Raw genomic sequence first — 15,552 nt, 5'->3', positions numbered from 1 at the left:
CGATCCGGAAGACAACAGCAGAACGGAAAATCTGGGCCAATATTCCTCCCAAATCCAACCGTAAGGACGTCTTCGCGTTCTCGCCATGGGTATATCGCCAAAGAAACCTGGTCGAGCGCTTCTTTAATCGCATCAAACACTATCGTGGCATCGCCACGCGTTACGACAAGAACCCGGACAATTTCCTTGCTGCTGTCAAACTGATCGCTGTCCGCATCTGGTGCATCAGTTTATGAGTCTACGCCCTAGGAAAATATGGCTAGCCGTCACTGAACCAGTTCCAGAAATCCGCCGATGGTCATGAGCCATTCCTGCTGGTCGGCGTGATAGGTGGCGTGAATGCTTTCGGGCAGGACGAGACGCAAGGACTGTGCCTGCATTTCAGTGGTCTGGGTTCTGGAAATTGAGGGCTCAAGGGTCAGCAGATGCTTTTCTGAAATCCTGTTTGCTTCAGCAAGCACCTGTCGCCAGCGGTCTTTACAGGTTGTCTTGACCGCCAGCATGCGGAGGTTTTCTGCGGCGAAGGCGGGATTGGCATAGGACGCTTCATCGGGAAACAGAAAATCTGCTGCATTGCGTTTTTCGGTGGTGGCTTCACGCTTGTAAGCAATCTTGTGTGCCTTCAGTACCGCTTCCACGTGATGAGCGAAAGCATAGCCGGCGCGTGACTTGCGCCGGTTCTGAACACTTAGCGAAAACGACAGAAAGCCATCGACGTCTGCATCACCATCGTGCAGAAAGCCTGCTTTCAGCCGCTCGGCAACGACAACGCGCTCCATGTGTCGGAACAGTGCTTCCTCGTGCTCCATCCATGCTGTGAGAGCACTGTCAGGATCTGCAAGCGGATCGACATCTTTCAGCGTTTTGCGCGCGAATTCTGAAAACTTAGCTGTTCCGGGAAATATGTTGCCAAAGCGGGTAATCAGCAGACTGAGCGCGTCCGGTTCGGGTTCTTCGGTTTCGATGCCAAGCTCATCAAGAATAAACTTTGCGGCCAGATCGATGTCACGGCCGCCATCATTGCTGATATCCTGTTGAGAGAGCTTGAAATCAGCTGTGAGCTGTAATCCGAACAGCCAGAGAAGTTTCTGTTCAATCGAGCTTCCGGAAGGGCACAAAATCGCCAGGACTTTGCGCTCCGCCGTCATGCAGAGGAATAGTGTGTCGCCTGCTTTTGCGCGGTAAACAACGCTTTCTGCAGCTGCCGGATAAAAGAGGCGATATTCCGGGGAGCGATGTTTTTGTCTCTTACGGCTGTTGTACCACGTGCCCGTCAGTTCCAGTCGCAGTGGTTCGTCCTGCTCGTCATCCATCCAGATATAGGTGAGGGGGATTTTTTCTTTCTCGTCCGGTGTCCCTACAAAGGCACGAAAAATATCGACCCCCTGAAACTCATGCCCGTTGGAGACAGTCGGATCAACTTCGGTACCGCGAAGAACCTTTGCACCAGCACCGATAAAATATCCCGATAAATAACCCCGTCCAGTCACGTTCAGTCCGCCCCAATTGTCTGTCTAAATCTGTACGCCGCGAATCTGCAATTCCCTGTCGTCAGTCAAAAGCCACGGGCCGAGAGTGTCAATCACTTCCCCGTAGGATCTGCGGGTCTTTCCCTTCAGCGCGCATTCCCAGATGAGCGCAATACGCCAACCAGAATTTCTCAGTTCTGTAAGATTGCGCTCATCACGGGCGACATTGCCACCAATCTTTTCACGCCAGAAATCTTCGCGTGTGGCAGGCCAGTGAAACAAATGGCAATCATGACCGTGCCAGAAACATCCATTGATAAAAACCACTGCGTGATATTTTGCCAGTACAAGATCTGGTTTACCGGGTAATTCCTTCGCATGCAGGCGATAGCGGAACCCGCTGGCATGCAATCCTTTGCGGATGATCAGTTCCGGCTTTGTATTGGTAGCGCGTATCGCAGCCATGTTGCGGCTGCGCGTCGCTTTGTCATGAACGTCAGCCAACCTTACGTGCCGGTATTCTGCTTTGCGCAATAAGATCCAGTATATGTGGCTGCATAATCCGCGCAACCTCGGCAAAGACCGGGACGGCGACCGAATTGCCGAACTGCTTATAGGCCTGTGTGTCAGACACAGGTATGCGGAAGTCATCATCATATCCCATAAGCCGCGCACATTCACGCGGTGTCAGGCGGCGCGGGCTTTTGCCTTTGCCACGGCTGATGAGAATTTCTGATCCGTCCTTATAGTAGCGGGCTGAAAGCGTGCGTGCGATGTCTTCAGGTCCAACAAGACCAAAACCAAAGCCATTGCCCTTCGCTTTATGTTTGGCGGCATAGTCCTGCAGATATTGCCAGAGCTTGTCGGTCAGAATGTATTTCTTATTGACCTCAGCAGAGACGCCCACTGTGAACTCTCCCTCCGGCTGTTCGCTGCCATCTTCCGGATGCAGTATGTCCCGGAGCTTCTTTACGCCATAAGCTGGCAACTGAAGTGCATCAAAGCTGAAATCCACCGGCGTACGGAAGCCGACAATGACAATACGTTCTCTGTGCTGCGGCACAAAATGACCGGCATCGATCACGCAAGTATGAATTGAGTAGCCAAGCTCTTCTTCGAGCTTACGCCGGATCACACTGAATGTCCGGCCCTTATCGTGGCTTTTCAGGTTCTTCACATTCTCCAGAAGAAATGCTGACGGGCGGTGATGTTTAAGAATACGAAGAACATCAAAAAACAGCGTGCCCTGTGTTTCATCGTCAAACCCGTGTGCACGGCCCAGAGCATTTTTCTTGGAAACGCCTGCGATCGAGAAGGGCTGGCAGGGAAAGCCTGCGACAAGCACATCATGGTCGGGCACCTCATCAGCTGACACTTCCCGTATATCACCAGCAATGGGCCGGTTATCACGGTAATTGGCGTGGTAGGTCTTCTGGGCATACTTGTCCCATTCGGATGTGAATACACAGCGCCCGCCAGCACTTTCCATAGCGCGCCGTAATCCACCAATACCTGCAAAGAGATCGATGAAGGTGAACGAACTATCGCCCGATGGCTGACTACGTTTTTCCGCTTCACTGCGTAAAACATTCACAACCGCTTTTCGTGGGGTTTCCTCGCCGCGCCTCCAGCGGTAAATGTGGCCTTCAGAATAGCCTAGAATCTCTGCAGCGTCTGCAACTGACAGCCCGGATTGCTGTAAAAGACTGTCGAATTCGGTCTGCATGATTGTGCTCCGCTTAGCGTATTCCCTGGGAATATTTCTGACATGAGGTCAGCAAATCACCCGCATTATGCGAACATAAAGAAAACTTTCTCTTAATACCATCACCGCCAGCGCTTAACGGTGTGGATATCATTATGACGCAGAAAGGCGAATTTTCTCTTAGGTTGTGTTAAGAGAGCGACTGCGTGCAGTATCGCTCCCGTTGGACGGTGAATATTGGCCGCCGTTCTCAGTTACGCTTCCATCCAGACCTGATTAAGTATCCTGGCGGCCAGCGCGGCCTTATCCTGTGGCAGAAATCGTCCGTAGTGGCTCGCTACCATGTCCGGCGTATCCTGGATTGCATAACTGGCCTGTTCGTAGGAGCCGGTTTGCTTCAGAGTATGAGTGGCCAGGACGTCCCGGACGTTGTGCGGACCATGCGGAAGCAATCCCCTGATCGCGCCTCGGTGGGTATAAGGATTATAGATACCGTATCGCTGAATTGTGAGCCGCCACGCTTCGTAAAATGTCGTTTGGTCATAGGCTGCATCCTTGCTGTTTGTTTTTACAGTTTTGACAAACAGCGTGCCTGGATCGCGGGCATTTCTCAATAAGATCGCCCGGTGCCGTTCAATGTAATCATTCAGGAATTTATAGAGGTCGAGCAGATCGGGTAAAACCAGACGAAACGGCTTCGAACCGAAGAAAGACGAATTTGCATTCTTGAACGCGTTGGAAGGAATGAGCACTTCCCACCCCTGGTCACGGTCGCTCCAGCGGATTTCTCCACGCTTCATATCTTCAAGACGTCGCTCGGGAGTTGGGAAATGTCCACGGGGGCAGACAAGAAGCTGTCGGAGATTCTTTTGACGCAAGCCGAGATGCAATCCAAGCCGGAGCATCAGAAACGAGCGAACCGCTTCTGCCGCTGGGACCGGATAGCGGTTCTCGTCGGGCAATCGTTTAATTATCTCGTCCGTAATTTTTCTATATTCGGCAAGTGGACTATCGGCTTCCAAAACGCACATGATCGGTTCAAACGGATCCCGGTGAACCCGCATCACGCGCTGGATTTCTCTGGAGCGATGTGTTGCATGTTTAAAGCACTCCGCGCATGCCCCGTGCCAATCCTGCTGTGCAAAATCGATTTCTTCCGCTTTTACCAATCCCGGAACCGACTGTAGCCCCCTGGCTAATTCAGCATGTTGCCACATCCAACCGGTTTCCGGGCGTGTCATGCCGAGTATTGCGCTCAGCATGTCCTGCTCCCATGATGTGTAAAAGCCGCGTCGCTTTTCTCGCCACTGAAGGTACCAGTCCCAAATACCAGGAAAGACCAGCAAGCCGAACGTTATTTGCCGCAGAGGAATGCCTCGCCCCCTGACTTCACTATCTGGAGAAGCAGCAAGGGCGCCGAATAATAGTCCAAGATGCTCAACCTTTTGAGACGCAGTTTCTTCTCCCCAAACACCGTTTCTCTGGAAACCGACTGATGTCAGGGTTGCTGTCTTGAACCGCACAAGGTTGGCCATCTCCATTGCCAGGCGGGGAGGGGCGTCTACAACGCCGGCGAGCAGATCGGGATCTTCGATGAAATCATCTTCATCCACACTACCTTCGAAATCCAAAGTTTCCGATCTGGTGCGTGGGGACAATACTGCACCGTAAGAAATACCAGGAAATCGGATCGCATATCTCTGTTTGGATGCCTTCCTCTGAAACTGGCGATAATCAGTCGAGCCCGATATGATCACACGCCGGACCCATTCGAGGATCTCTTCCCGTTTGCTAAAGGAAAGCTGATTAAAGTCGTCTGGCAAATGCCAGACGATGCGCCGTCGTTCGGCGGCACTAACATCGCTGCCGAGCTCGTGACCGTATATTGATCGTGCCTGATGAGGCAGTCTGGATTTAAAATAACTGTCAGGAAGACGATATCGCTTTTCTATTCTGCTAAGTACATCGAAGCTATCGGCAGAGCGTGGCGTCTTTGTTCCATTCGCCCAATTCGATATCGTGCGGATGTCGAAAATCTCATGCTGTTTTATGATCGCGCGGTGGAGGCGCCAGTAAGTCTCACCGAACCTGCGCATATGATAATTCAAGGCCTGCTGGAAGGTCTGCGGATCTTCGGTCCACGCAAACAGCGGTTCCGGAAACTCCTCAACAGGATCCGCCGGCGCTAAACTGGACGACTTTGGGCGAACAGGAATTCTCCCAGAGGCCGGGCACGGTCCGGCTTTGGCAAACGCACCGTCGGGCGCCGATCCCGTGTTTTTTGTTTTGACGCAATCTGATCGGGTTGGGGAACGCTATTGTCGACCCAGCGAATTAGGGCTTCGAGTGCAGGCCGGATAATATTCTTCAGCTTCTGCGTTAATTCGCAATCAATCCGGCTTTCCGATGCGAATGATAACCAGTCTATCAGGCTTCGGCGCATTGGAGGCTTTCGGTGCAGGTCGATCAGATCATCGAGATATGACTTGGTCTTATCGAGTATTTCTTCGTACACATGCGGCCTGACGCGTTTGTCGCAGAATTCAGAGATCATATTCCGAAATTGAAGAGGTGAGGAAGTCTGTGTTTTCATTGCAGCCCAAATTGCTAAATTGACCGGCATCTTGCCGGGGCGTGGGCTGCTAATGCGAATTAGTTAATCAATTCTGAAGCTTACAGAAAATTATCGGGTATGCCTGAGGTTCATATCCTTTCAAGGCCTAGCGGTCTACGCGTCATCGACAGGTGCGTTTCCTGACAGGGGACTAACGTTTCGCTTGGGAAATATCATTTTTGTGCGTCGGTCTCGGTCGGTCTAGATTGTAGTACTGCTTCATGAAGCCCACATTGCTTATGAAGGGCTCTTTGGCCTTCTGACGTTCGTATATCTCCAGAACAGAGTCGGAATATTTTCTGATTGGCCAACGGCTTCCAATTTCGTCAGGCTCTAAACCCATGACGATTTAGAGTTCTTCTGCTTAGCATTGGTAGGAAATTGTTTCGGTGTTGGCGCTTCAAAAGAAATGTCAGGTGCTTAATAGCTGACGATTGATAATCTATAAATTCGCTAGAATTAATTATCGAAAGCTTGTTATGAACACCACATCGCGCGAACAGGAGATTTGGCTGCAAGCTGAAGAGGGCGCTCCTAGCGGGCAACCTCAGCGGAATGTCTTGCGCACGCTGCCGCGTCGGCGGCGTGATATTCGCCCATCTTTTATCCTGCAAAGGCTCGGTGCGACGGTAATTTCTGTTCTCGGTTCAGTGTCTCTGGTGTTCTTCCTGATTTTTGCAACCGGCAGCCCAGCCACTTTGCTTGCGGGCGGACAGGCGACGAAGGAAGAAATCGCTGCATTAAATGTAAGCTACGGGTTTGATCGCCCTGTGATTGAGCAATATGGGCAATTCCTGTTTAACACTCTGCGTGGAGAGTTCCCAAAATCACTGCGTTTTGACATCCCTGCGATTGATGTTCTGGCGCCTGCCATACCACTGACGTTAGTGCTGGTTTTGGCGGCACTTTTGATAGGTTCAGCATTAGGGCTGATAACTGGTTATCTGTCGGCCACGTCATCAAACCGGTTTCTTCGTGAAGGTCCGCTGGCACTTTTGACTGTTGTGCAGTCGACGCCTGTTTTTGTGACCGGCATTCTTGCGGTTCTGTTCTTCTCGTTGACGCTTGGATGGCTGCCAACGGGAGGCAGTGGAAGCCTGCGTCATCTCGTTCTACCCGCGTTGACTTTGTCTCTGCTGATCGCTCCACCCGTAGCGCGGCTGTTTCGCACCAGTCTTAAACAGCAGCAGGGCGCAGATCATGTCCGCACTGCTTTATCGAAACAGATTTCGCTTGGTAGGGTTCGTTTCCGGCACATCGCAATCAATGCCCTGGCTCCTGTGATCGCACTCGTGGGCACACAAACGGGGACACTGTTGGGCGGCGCTGTTCTGACAGAAACAGTTTTTGGTTGGCCGGGTGTTGGCACGGTTCTGGTCAGCGCCGTTAGCATGAAAGATTATCCGGTCATTTTGGCGGCGATTGTCCTGATCGCTCTGACCGTCAGTCTCTGCAATCTGCTCGCCGATCTTTTCATCGCTATTGTTGATCCGCGAAGTGCGGTGGCAAAATGAGTGAAATTTCCATTTCTGAAATCGTTGATATCCCGCGCGAAATTCCAACGCCAAGACTGGCTTTAAGAGGCAAGTTCGGTTTGCTGATCATTCTGCTCTGGGTGGTGGCTGCCATTTTTGCACCACTCCTTGCACCTTATGAGCCCAATTCCAGTGATCTGATGGCGTTTCTGCAAGAGCCGTCATTGAATAGTGGGCATTGGCTCGGCACTGATGATCTTGGTCGAGATATTTTAAGCCGGCTTTTTTACGGCGCACGGCCTGTTCTGCTGGTTGCAACCATTGCAACGCTTCTTTCTGCTTTGATCGGAAGTCTACTGGGTATTGTTGCAGGATTGAGCAATCGTTTGCTCGATCAGATTATTGCCCGGATCGCTGAAATTCAGCTGACAATTCCCGGTTTGGTTTTGGCGCTTCTTGCACTGGCCTTGTTTGGTTCAAGGCTTGAGAACCTGATCCTTATTCTGGCGCTTGAAAGCTGGCCTCTGCATTTCCGTGTCGCGCGTTCCTATACGCTGAATGCGCGCAATCAGGGCTATATGGAAGCCGCATGGCTTGCAGGTGTTCCGCTGTGGAGCTCCGTTCTGCGCCATATCGTGCCGGGACTGTTGCCGCTACTGATTGCAACGTTAACGATAAGCGCTGCCTTCATCATCATGACAGAAGCCGGTCTCAGCTTCATTGGTTTGGGTATTCAGCCGCCAACTGCCGATTGGGGTCTGATGATCGCCCAGGGAAAATCGCAGCTAGGCGCCGCCTGGTGGCTGTCGCTTATGCCAGCTCTCGCTCTGCTCAGCCTTCTCTTTGGTGTGCAGCTTTTGGGCGATGCCCTTTCAAGCAGGCTTTCCGCGCGCGAAACAGGAGAGCCGGCATGACACTCATCAAGACACTTCTGTCCGTTGAAGGACTGGTTGTCAGGTCCAATGAAACGGCACTTGCAGGTCCGGTGTCATTCACGCTCAAACAAGGCGAAACGCTTGGTATTGTTGGCGAATCCGGTTCCGGTAAAACACTCACGGCAATGGCTGTTGCCGGGCTTCTGCCGCAGAGCCTTCATGCTGATGGACAGGGCTATCTCGATGGGGCACCACTCGCGCTTAGCATATCTGACCGTGGCCGTGACTTCAGAACGTCACAGATTGGTGTGGTTTTTCAAAACCCGACAACAGCTCTTAATCCGCGGTTGAGCGTTGGCGCTCAGCTGTTTGAAGCTCTGTCGCCTGCCATGCGCCGTGATAAAGCCAAGGCTGCGAATATCTGCTTGCACCTTTTGGAAGAAGTGGGCATCAGCGAGCCGCTGAAGAAGCTGACCGCATGGCCACATGAACTTTCGGGCGGGCTGGCGCAGCGCGTTGTCATTGCGATGGCTTTAGCGCGGCAGCCGAAACTGCTTATCGCGGATGAGCCGACGACTGCACTTGATGTAACGGTTCAGGCGCAAATTCTTGATCTCATTGCACGGCTGCAAAAACGTCATGGGTTCGGTGTTCTCCTGATTACACACGACATGGGCGTGATCCGGGATCGAGCGGATTGTGTTGCTGTCATGGACGGCGGGACGATCGTTGAAGGCGGCGCTACGCTCGATCTTTTTGCAAATCCCAAGAGCCGCGCTGCGCGATCACTTCTGAAGGCAAGTGAATTGACTTTTGCGACCGCGAGTGGTGCGCATCATGATGCTGCTTCCCAAACTCCACTTATTGAAGTGAAAGCTCTTCAAAAGACGTTCCGCAATGGTCCGCGCGCGCTTGGTGGCGTCGATATTTCGGTGAAGGCTGGAATGACACTGGGGATTGTTGGCGAGAGTGGGTCGGGTAAAACCACGTTGGCGCGGATTATTGCCGGACTGGAGCGCGCAGATGACGGCCATATCCTGATTGACGGCAATGTTCGACCTCCGCGGACACGCTCAGACCACGTGCAATATGTGTTTCAGGACCCGTATTCGTCTCTCGATCCACGCATAAGCATCGTGAACACAGTGGCGGAACCCTTGCTTGCCAAGGGGCTTCGCAAAGCTGAAGCTTTGAGACTTGCGCAAGGCTTGCTTGAAGAAGTAGGTATCCATCCGGCTTTGTGGCATCGCTTGCCGGGGCGTCTATCAGGAGGGCAGCGCCAGCGCGTAGGTTTCGCGCGGGCGATTGCACCCAGCCCCAAACTTCTCATCGCCGATGAGCCAGTTGCTGCACTCGACTCCACATCGAGGGAGCGCGTGCTTGCTTTGATGGAAGACATGCAGCGTCGGCATGGCACTGCGCAACTGCTCATTTCTCACGATCTATCGGTCATTGCACGGCTTTGTCGCGAGGTCGTTGTGATGCGTGGCGGTGAAATCGTCGAACGTGGCGAAACCCGCCGCATCTTTGAGGCTCCTGCTCATCCTTACACTCGACAGTTGCTTGCGGCCATTCCCGGCAGAAAGCCGTTTGTCGCTCCCAAGTTCTGAATCTGAACACAAAAACTGGAAAAGACACATGATTGTAAAACGATCATTGCACGCATTGAGACTGATGGGAGCAAGCCTGCTTCTCATGTCTGCAACGCTATCAACAACCCATGCGCAGGCACCTGCGGACTATGGCAAGACCCATGAATTGGTGGTGGCGCTGCCTTACGCCTTGCAGACCCTTGATCCAGCCGTCGGGGGCAATTTGCGCGGCGATCTGAGCATCATCGCCTCAATCTATTCGCCACTGACGCGCCTTGATGGTGAAGGCAAACTGGTGGGTGTTTTGGCCAAGGACTGGAAACAGGAGTCGGATACGCGTTGGGTGTTTGATCTGCGCGACGACGTGGTTTTCTCCAACAATGTGCCATTTGATGCTCACGTCATTAAGTGGAACATCGAGCGCATTCTATCTTCCGAAAAGCCAAGCTGGATCGTCTCGTCGATGAAGGCGGTTGATAAGGTTGAAGTCCTTTCACCGCATCAGGTTGCCTTTACGCTGAAAGCGACCGACATTGAGTTTCCCAAACGTCTGGCAGGCATTTTCTATCTGGAACCGGAATGGGCCAAGTCACACAATCCAGCGATTGAGGCTCTTGGCACCGGCCCCTATAAGCTGGTAAGCTATAATCCAGAGGGCGAAGTTCGCCTTGAAGCCAATGAACATTATTTCGGCAAGGCAGCACCGTTCACCAAGGCGCAGTTCCGAGTTGTGGTCGATGCAGCAGCTAAGATCAACGGCCTGAAATCCGGCGAGATTGATGCGGCAGCTGTTATCGCGCCGCAGGATCTCGCACAGCTCGAAAGTAATGGTAATCTGGTAGCAGGTGCGCGCCCAAGCACGCGCGTACAGATCATCCGTTTCAACACCAACATCAAGCCGCTTGATGATGCGCGTGTGCGGCAGGCTTTTAACTACGCCATTGATAAGGAAGCTATTACCAAGGCGCTGTTCAAGGGATTGGTAAGCCCAGCCAACAGCCAGATCATCACCAGCTTCCATGAGGGCTACAACACAGACCTGAAGCCATGGCCTTATGATCCCGAGAAGGCCAAAGTGCTGCTTGCGGAAGCGGGCTATTCGGATGGCTTTGATGCCGAGATGGTGTTTGGCAAAGGCACCTATGTCGGTGGAGAGCAGGCAGCGCAGATTATCGCGGCCCAGCTGGCAGCGGTTGGTGTCCGTGTGCAGCTCAATATTCTGCCTGCCTCGTCCCATGCCGAGCGCGCGGCGTCTGACAAAGCCGCTGGCCTGACGTGGTTTGGTTACGCGGATACGGCAAGCATTGCTGCCGAAACACTGACCTATCTCGGCAGCACGCATTTTCAGACAATTGGACCCGTTCCAACCGCCTTTGACGAAGCAGTGAAGCAGGCAAAAGGCGCACTCACCAAGAACGCCGAGCTTGCATCGGTCAAACGCGCGACCGAAGTGGCATCTGACGAAGCGCTTGCTGTCTTCCTTTGGGATCTGCCGCAAACCTATGCCTACAGCAACAAAGTCGTATGGGACATCCGCCGGGATGACTGGACGCTGCCATACGAAATCAAACCTGCTGAATAAGCCTCTCTTCCAACATACAGAATACAGGAAATACTTATGACCAGTGGTCTGACGAAATACATCCGACACAAGAGAAAGCTGCACGACGCACGAAAGGGACAGCCTGCAGGCTCCGGCCAGCTTTCCGCTAGCGTTGTTGCCGAAGGACGCAGCGGTATCCGTCGTCTTTTCATTCGTGATTTTCAGATTATCACCGATGGATCGCCCGCTGGCGGTGGCTTTGATCTTGGTCCGGCCCCGGGTGAATTGCTGATCGGCGCCGTTGCTGGTTGCCTCAATCATGGCTTTCTCATTCAGGCATCCCTGCTCGATATCGAGATCGATGCGCTGGAAGTTGTCGCTGAAGCTGTCAGCAAACCGGGACAAATCGGAACAGGCTCAAGCGAGCCAGTTGATCTGGAACTTCGCTACACCGCGAAAATCCAGTCTCCCGCATCTGACGTTGAGCTGGAAAACCTGCGCCAGCGTGTTGAGCTTAATAGCTTTGTTTATAACGTCGTTACCCGCGGCGCTTCAATTGCAGGACGTCTGGAAAGGATCACCGCATGACCATTCGAGTTATCGAGACAGACAAGGCAACTTCCGGCGGTCTGCGTTTCGCCACGCGAACGACCCCTGAGCCGGGTTATGGGGAAGTGCTTATCGATGTCACACACACCTCGCTGAATTTCGGTGAAACCCGGCGTGGTGCGCGCGGTCTTGAGGCTGATGGTACGGTTCTTGGGTGGGATGCGTCCGGTGTGATTGTAGCCGTTGGCCCACAAACCAAAGCGCCTTCCATTGGAACACTGGTTGTCACACGCGCCCCACTTGGAGCCTGGGCTGAAAAGCGCATTGCGCATGTTGAGGATATCGCGGTCATTCCGGAGGGTGTCGATCCGGCAGAAGCTGCAACCCTGCCAACGGCAGCTGTTACGGCGCTAGCGACCTTGCAGCTTGGTGGGCCTATTCTCGGCAAGACAGTTCTGATCACCGGTGCTTCTGGCGGCGTAGGCCGCTTTGCAATCCAGCTCGCACGGCTGGGTGGTGCGCGTGTTATCGCCTCTGTGGGATCGGAAGCCAGTGCAGCGGGTCTGACAGAACTTGGTGCGGACATTGTTGTGACCAGCCTTGATGATGTGAAGGAAGGTATCGATCTGGTGATCGAGAGTGTCGGCGGGGCGCAACTCGTGCAATCTTTCAAGCTTCTTAACCGTCATGGCAATGTGCAGAGCCTCGGCTGGGCTTCAGGGGAAGACGCAGTGTTTGGTCATCTCGGCACGGTTGGTCCGGTTGGGCGTCACATTCATGGCTTCCTGATTTCCGAGTATCGGGTAGGCTCTTATCTCACGGCACTGCTGCGATGGCTGGCTGAGGGCAAGCTCAAGACAGAAGTTAAGTGGCGCGGCGACTGGAACCAGTTTGACCAGGCTGTCGCCGCCCTTCTTGACCGGCGTTTGCATGGTAAGGCCGTTTTGGATGTGAAACCATGAATGCACATGCCCAATCTTTCCGGCATGCGCAATGGTTTGATCCGCCAATCGAGGCGGACATCCGGGCGCGTGTCGAGCAGGTTAAAACTGAGCTTGCGCCGCATGTGGTAGAGCGGGACCGTAAAGGTTCCGCCCCCGTTCAGGAAGCAGTACTTCTTCGGCAGTCCGGTCTGGCAGCACTAACTATCGATGATGGTCTGGCGTTGTTTCGCAAAGCTGACGACCGCCGGGAAGCGATAGGCACACGCTGGCGACATGCACTTTTTGCGATCCGGGAGATTTCACGCATCGATTTATCGAGTGCAGCACTTCTCGGTTATAATTACATGCATCTGCTGCGTATTGAGATTGCCGGGCGTGGACCGGTGTTCTCAAGAGCTGTGGCAGATTCGTTGCGGACGCCGACACTTTGGGGCGGTGCCAACAATCCAGGTGGTCCTGCCGCAGACCTCAAGCGGGTTGATGGCGGATATATTGCCAATGGAAGGAAAAGCTTCGCAACTGCCGCACAAACAGCTGACCGTCTGGTCGTCGGCGAAAGCTATCGCGCGCCCGATGGTCATGAACAACGTCTGACATTCGTCCTTGATGCAGCCACACCGGGTATTGTCCACGCTGACGACTGGGATGGTATTGGTGCGCGTCGCTCCGCATCAGGCAGTCTGGTATTTGAAAATGTATTTATTTCGGATGACGCGATTTTCAGCACATCGGCAGCCGATCCAACAAAGCGTCCCCTCAATGAATCGATAGGCTCGCTGGCTTTTCAGATCATGTTCGTCAATTTTCTCAATGGAACGGCGTTAGGGGCAATTGATACTGCATTGTCCCAATTGCACTTGCGCAAAAACGGCCAGAACACATCAGTGCCGGACTATATCGCCGATACAATTGGCAATTCTATCACCTCAGCCAACGCATCTTTTGCGCTTTCAACTGTCGCCAACAAGGCGTTTGGCGAACTGGTTGCAGACATTGATGAGAACCGTTTGACACCGGAACGCCGTGGCGAGATTGCTGATCTCATATCACAGGCCAAGGTTGCTTCGGACGCAGCAGCGCTGTCAGTAACATCGCGCATTTTTGAAGCCGTTGGCGCGCGTTCCGCGACTTTGAAGCAAGGGCTGGATCGCTATTGGCGTGATGCTCGTATCTACACGCTGCATGATCCTGTGGCTGTAAAAATACAGGAAATTGGCAGATATGCCGTTGATCTTGAGTTTGCGACGCCTTCGGCGAACAGTTGATTTTGTCAGCACTTATCTCATAAGTATCGTCCAGCTTTCAAAGCTGGACGGCCTGTCACGCAAAGAGCGAACTGATGGATATAACTGACGCAAAATCCAGGCATCCGAAAGAACGCCGGAAAAAAGGAAGCTGGCGCTTCCTGTTCCGCTCGGACAGTGTTGCGCTCAATCTTGTTGCGACCGTCGCCGCGTCAAAAGACAGAGCCAAGGGTATCGACCGCTTTTCGGAGCCTTCACTGCTCGACAGATGGCTTTGTGAAGCGGCGTTGCCACCACTTGCAGGTTCTGTGACGGACGAGGACCTTGCAAAGACAAAGTCTTTGCGAGAGGCAATATTCAGACTGGCCGACAATCGTATCAATCAAAGTGAGATTTCGGTGTCGGATATTGCTTTGATCAACGCTCATGCCCGTTCAGGTATGCCGGTTTTGCGTATTGCTTGCGATGGCTGTAGTGCCGAGCCGCCCGAGCCAGCCGAAATGAACGAAATTCTTGGCGTTATCGCGCGCGATGCTATTGATGTTTTCACCGGGCCATATCGCACGCGCGTCAAGCAATGCGCTTCGCCCCGCTGTCATGTGATGTTCGTTGATAAATCACGGGCAGGTAATCGGGTTTGGTGTGCCATGTCTCCATGTGGAGATCAGGCAAGTGCGCGCGCGTACCGTCAACGACGTCAGAAAATATAAAGGTATTCATGAGCGTAGTCAGGATGGCAGCCACTGTCGATAATGGTGGTTTGTACGAATATTGCGCTGGCCCCTCCTGAACTACTGACGCTTCATCTAAGCGCCGCACGGTAATTATTTGAAAAACTCGACGCTAAAGATGCGCGATTTAGCCGACAGCGCAACTGCTAGAGGCTTTGAGGCATTATATCAGGCTGAGTTCAGGCGCTTAACTTGGCCCATTCTGGCGCGGTGCTGTCGTCTTCGAGGCCACCGTTGCGGGCGAATTGTTCCAGCGTCATGGAATCGAGAACGCCAGCAATGGCTTCGCGCACGAGCAGCATTGACCGGCGCACCTGACAGGCGCGGTGATCTTCGCAATCTTCGCAGGGCTGATAGGCCATTCGGCTTGCGCAGCGGATGGGTGCAAGCGGTCCGTCGAGAACGCGGACCACCTGGCCTATCGTGACATCGGCTGCCGGTTTGGAAAGGCTATAGCCGCCGCCGGGGCCTTTCTTGGAGCGCAGGATGCCATCGTTGCGCAGTTCCAGAAGAATGGCGTCGAGAAATTTCTTGGAGATATTATTCTTGGAAGCAATCTCGGCGACGAAAGCGCTTTCGCCGGGTTCAAGCAAGGCAAGATGCGCCAGTGCTTTCAAACCATATTTGCCCTTCTTCGTCAGCATGAACACTCCACGGATAGTCGCCAATGGCTGGTTGCGCATGCTTTTGCACGAAATCGAGCGAATAGATAGTCTATTTACAGGTAATAGACCCCGATGCGCTTCCCGCCGATGATCTCGACTGCGATATCCATATCGTAAATGTCGCTCAGAATTTCCGGATGGATCAG

General features: G+C 53.2%; 14 protein-coding genes and 2 pseudogenes. 9 read left to right on the top strand and 7 right to left on the bottom strand.

The window, feature by feature from the left end:
- Window positions 1-236: pseudogene (locus ACTJKP_RS24500) on the top strand (IS5/IS1182 family transposase); the annotation flags it as partial.
- A 30-nt stretch (window positions 237-266) separates the two neighbouring features.
- Here ACTJKP_RS24500 and ACTJKP_RS24495 read toward each other — a convergent pair.
- The 5 genes from ACTJKP_RS24495 to ACTJKP_RS24475 all read right to left on the bottom strand — a co-directional run bounded on the left by ACTJKP_RS24495 (window position 267) and on the right by ACTJKP_RS24475 (window position 5,767).
- Window positions 267-1,490 carry a type II restriction endonuclease gene (locus ACTJKP_RS24495; RefSeq protein WP_440632531.1) on the bottom strand — a complete coding sequence of 408 codons (1,224 nt, stop codon included), beginning with the start codon at window positions 1,488-1,490 and terminating at the stop codon, window positions 267-269.
- 24 nt (window positions 1,491-1,514) lie between these two features.
- Window positions 1,515-1,934, bottom strand: coding sequence for a very short patch repair endonuclease (locus tag ACTJKP_RS24490; RefSeq protein WP_440632530.1), 420 nt, complete (start codon window positions 1,932-1,934; stop codon window positions 1,515-1,517).
- A gap of 31 nt (window positions 1,935-1,965) precedes the next feature.
- Window positions 1,966-3,195 carry a DNA (cytosine-5-)-methyltransferase gene (dcm, locus tag ACTJKP_RS24485; protein ID WP_440632529.1) on the bottom strand — a complete coding sequence of 410 codons (1,230 nt, stop codon included), beginning with the start codon at window positions 3,193-3,195 and terminating at the stop codon, window positions 1,966-1,968.
- A gap of 233 nt (window positions 3,196-3,428) precedes the next feature.
- Complete coding sequence (locus tag ACTJKP_RS24480; protein WP_440632528.1) at window positions 3,429-5,270, bottom strand: hypothetical protein; 1,842 nt, start codon at window positions 5,268-5,270, stop codon at window positions 3,429-3,431.
- Window positions 5,271-5,359: 89 nt separating this feature from the next.
- Complete coding sequence (locus ACTJKP_RS24475; RefSeq protein ID WP_440632527.1) at window positions 5,360-5,767, bottom strand: hypothetical protein; 408 nt, start codon at window positions 5,765-5,767, stop codon at window positions 5,360-5,362.
- A gap of 500 nt (window positions 5,768-6,267) precedes the next feature.
- On the opposite strand from ACTJKP_RS24475, the gene ACTJKP_RS24470 reads away from it, so the two are divergent.
- The 8 genes from ACTJKP_RS24470 to ACTJKP_RS24435 all read left to right on the top strand — a co-directional run bounded on the left by ACTJKP_RS24470 (window position 6,268) and on the right by ACTJKP_RS24435 (window position 14,720).
- Window positions 6,268-7,302, top strand: coding sequence for an ABC transporter permease (locus ACTJKP_RS24470; protein ID WP_440632526.1), 1,035 nt, complete (start codon window positions 6,268-6,270; stop codon window positions 7,300-7,302).
- The gene (locus ACTJKP_RS24465) at window positions 7,299-8,177 is read left to right on the top strand and encodes an ABC transporter permease (protein WP_440632525.1); all 879 of its coding nucleotides are present in this window, start codon (window positions 7,299-7,301) and stop codon (window positions 8,175-8,177) included. The genes ACTJKP_RS24470 and ACTJKP_RS24465 overlap by 4 nt, the downstream gene beginning before the upstream one ends.
- Window positions 8,174-9,748, top strand: a complete 1,575-nt coding sequence (locus ACTJKP_RS24460; RefSeq protein ID WP_440632524.1) for an ATP-binding cassette domain-containing protein — start codon at window positions 8,174-8,176, stop codon at window positions 9,746-9,748. The genes ACTJKP_RS24465 and ACTJKP_RS24460 overlap by 4 nt, the downstream gene beginning before the upstream one ends.
- Before the next feature lie 28 nt (window positions 9,749-9,776).
- Entirely contained in the window at window positions 9,777-11,312 is a 1,536-nt protein-coding gene (locus ACTJKP_RS24455; protein WP_440632523.1) for an ABC transporter substrate-binding protein, read from the top strand.
- A gap of 36 nt (window positions 11,313-11,348) precedes the next feature.
- Window positions 11,349-11,861, top strand: coding sequence for an OsmC family protein (locus tag ACTJKP_RS24450; protein ID WP_440632522.1), 513 nt, complete (start codon window positions 11,349-11,351; stop codon window positions 11,859-11,861).
- On the top strand, window positions 11,858-12,784 hold the full coding sequence (locus ACTJKP_RS24445) for a zinc-binding dehydrogenase (RefSeq protein ID WP_440632521.1): 927 nt from the start codon (window positions 11,858-11,860) through the stop codon (window positions 12,782-12,784). The genes ACTJKP_RS24450 and ACTJKP_RS24445 overlap by 4 nt, the downstream gene beginning before the upstream one ends.
- Window positions 12,781-14,031, top strand: a complete 1,251-nt coding sequence (locus ACTJKP_RS24440) for a hypothetical protein (RefSeq protein WP_440632520.1) — start codon at window positions 12,781-12,783, stop codon at window positions 14,029-14,031. Before ACTJKP_RS24445 ends, ACTJKP_RS24440 begins: the two co-directional genes overlap by 4 nt.
- A 74-nt stretch (window positions 14,032-14,105) precedes the next feature.
- Window positions 14,106-14,720, top strand: coding sequence for a CGNR zinc finger domain-containing protein (locus tag ACTJKP_RS24435; protein WP_440632519.1), 615 nt, complete (start codon window positions 14,106-14,108; stop codon window positions 14,718-14,720).
- Between the two features lie 200 nt (window positions 14,721-14,920).
- Here the strand turns inward: ACTJKP_RS24435 and ACTJKP_RS24430 are convergent, their stop codons facing one another.
- Window positions 14,921-15,385: an Rrf2 family transcriptional regulator gene (locus tag ACTJKP_RS24430; protein WP_078338419.1), complete on the bottom strand. Its 465-nt coding sequence runs from the start codon at window positions 15,383-15,385 to the stop codon at window positions 14,921-14,923.
- 74 nt (window positions 15,386-15,459) lie between these two features.
- Window positions 15,460-15,552, bottom strand: a pseudogene (locus ACTJKP_RS24425) (iron ABC transporter ATP-binding protein); the annotation flags it as partial.

This window comes from Brucella sp. 22210 (assembly GCF_052045675.1).
Lineage (GTDB): Bacteria > Pseudomonadota > Alphaproteobacteria > Rhizobiales > Rhizobiaceae > Brucella.
This window is presented reverse-complemented; position numbering and strand designations above follow the sequence as displayed.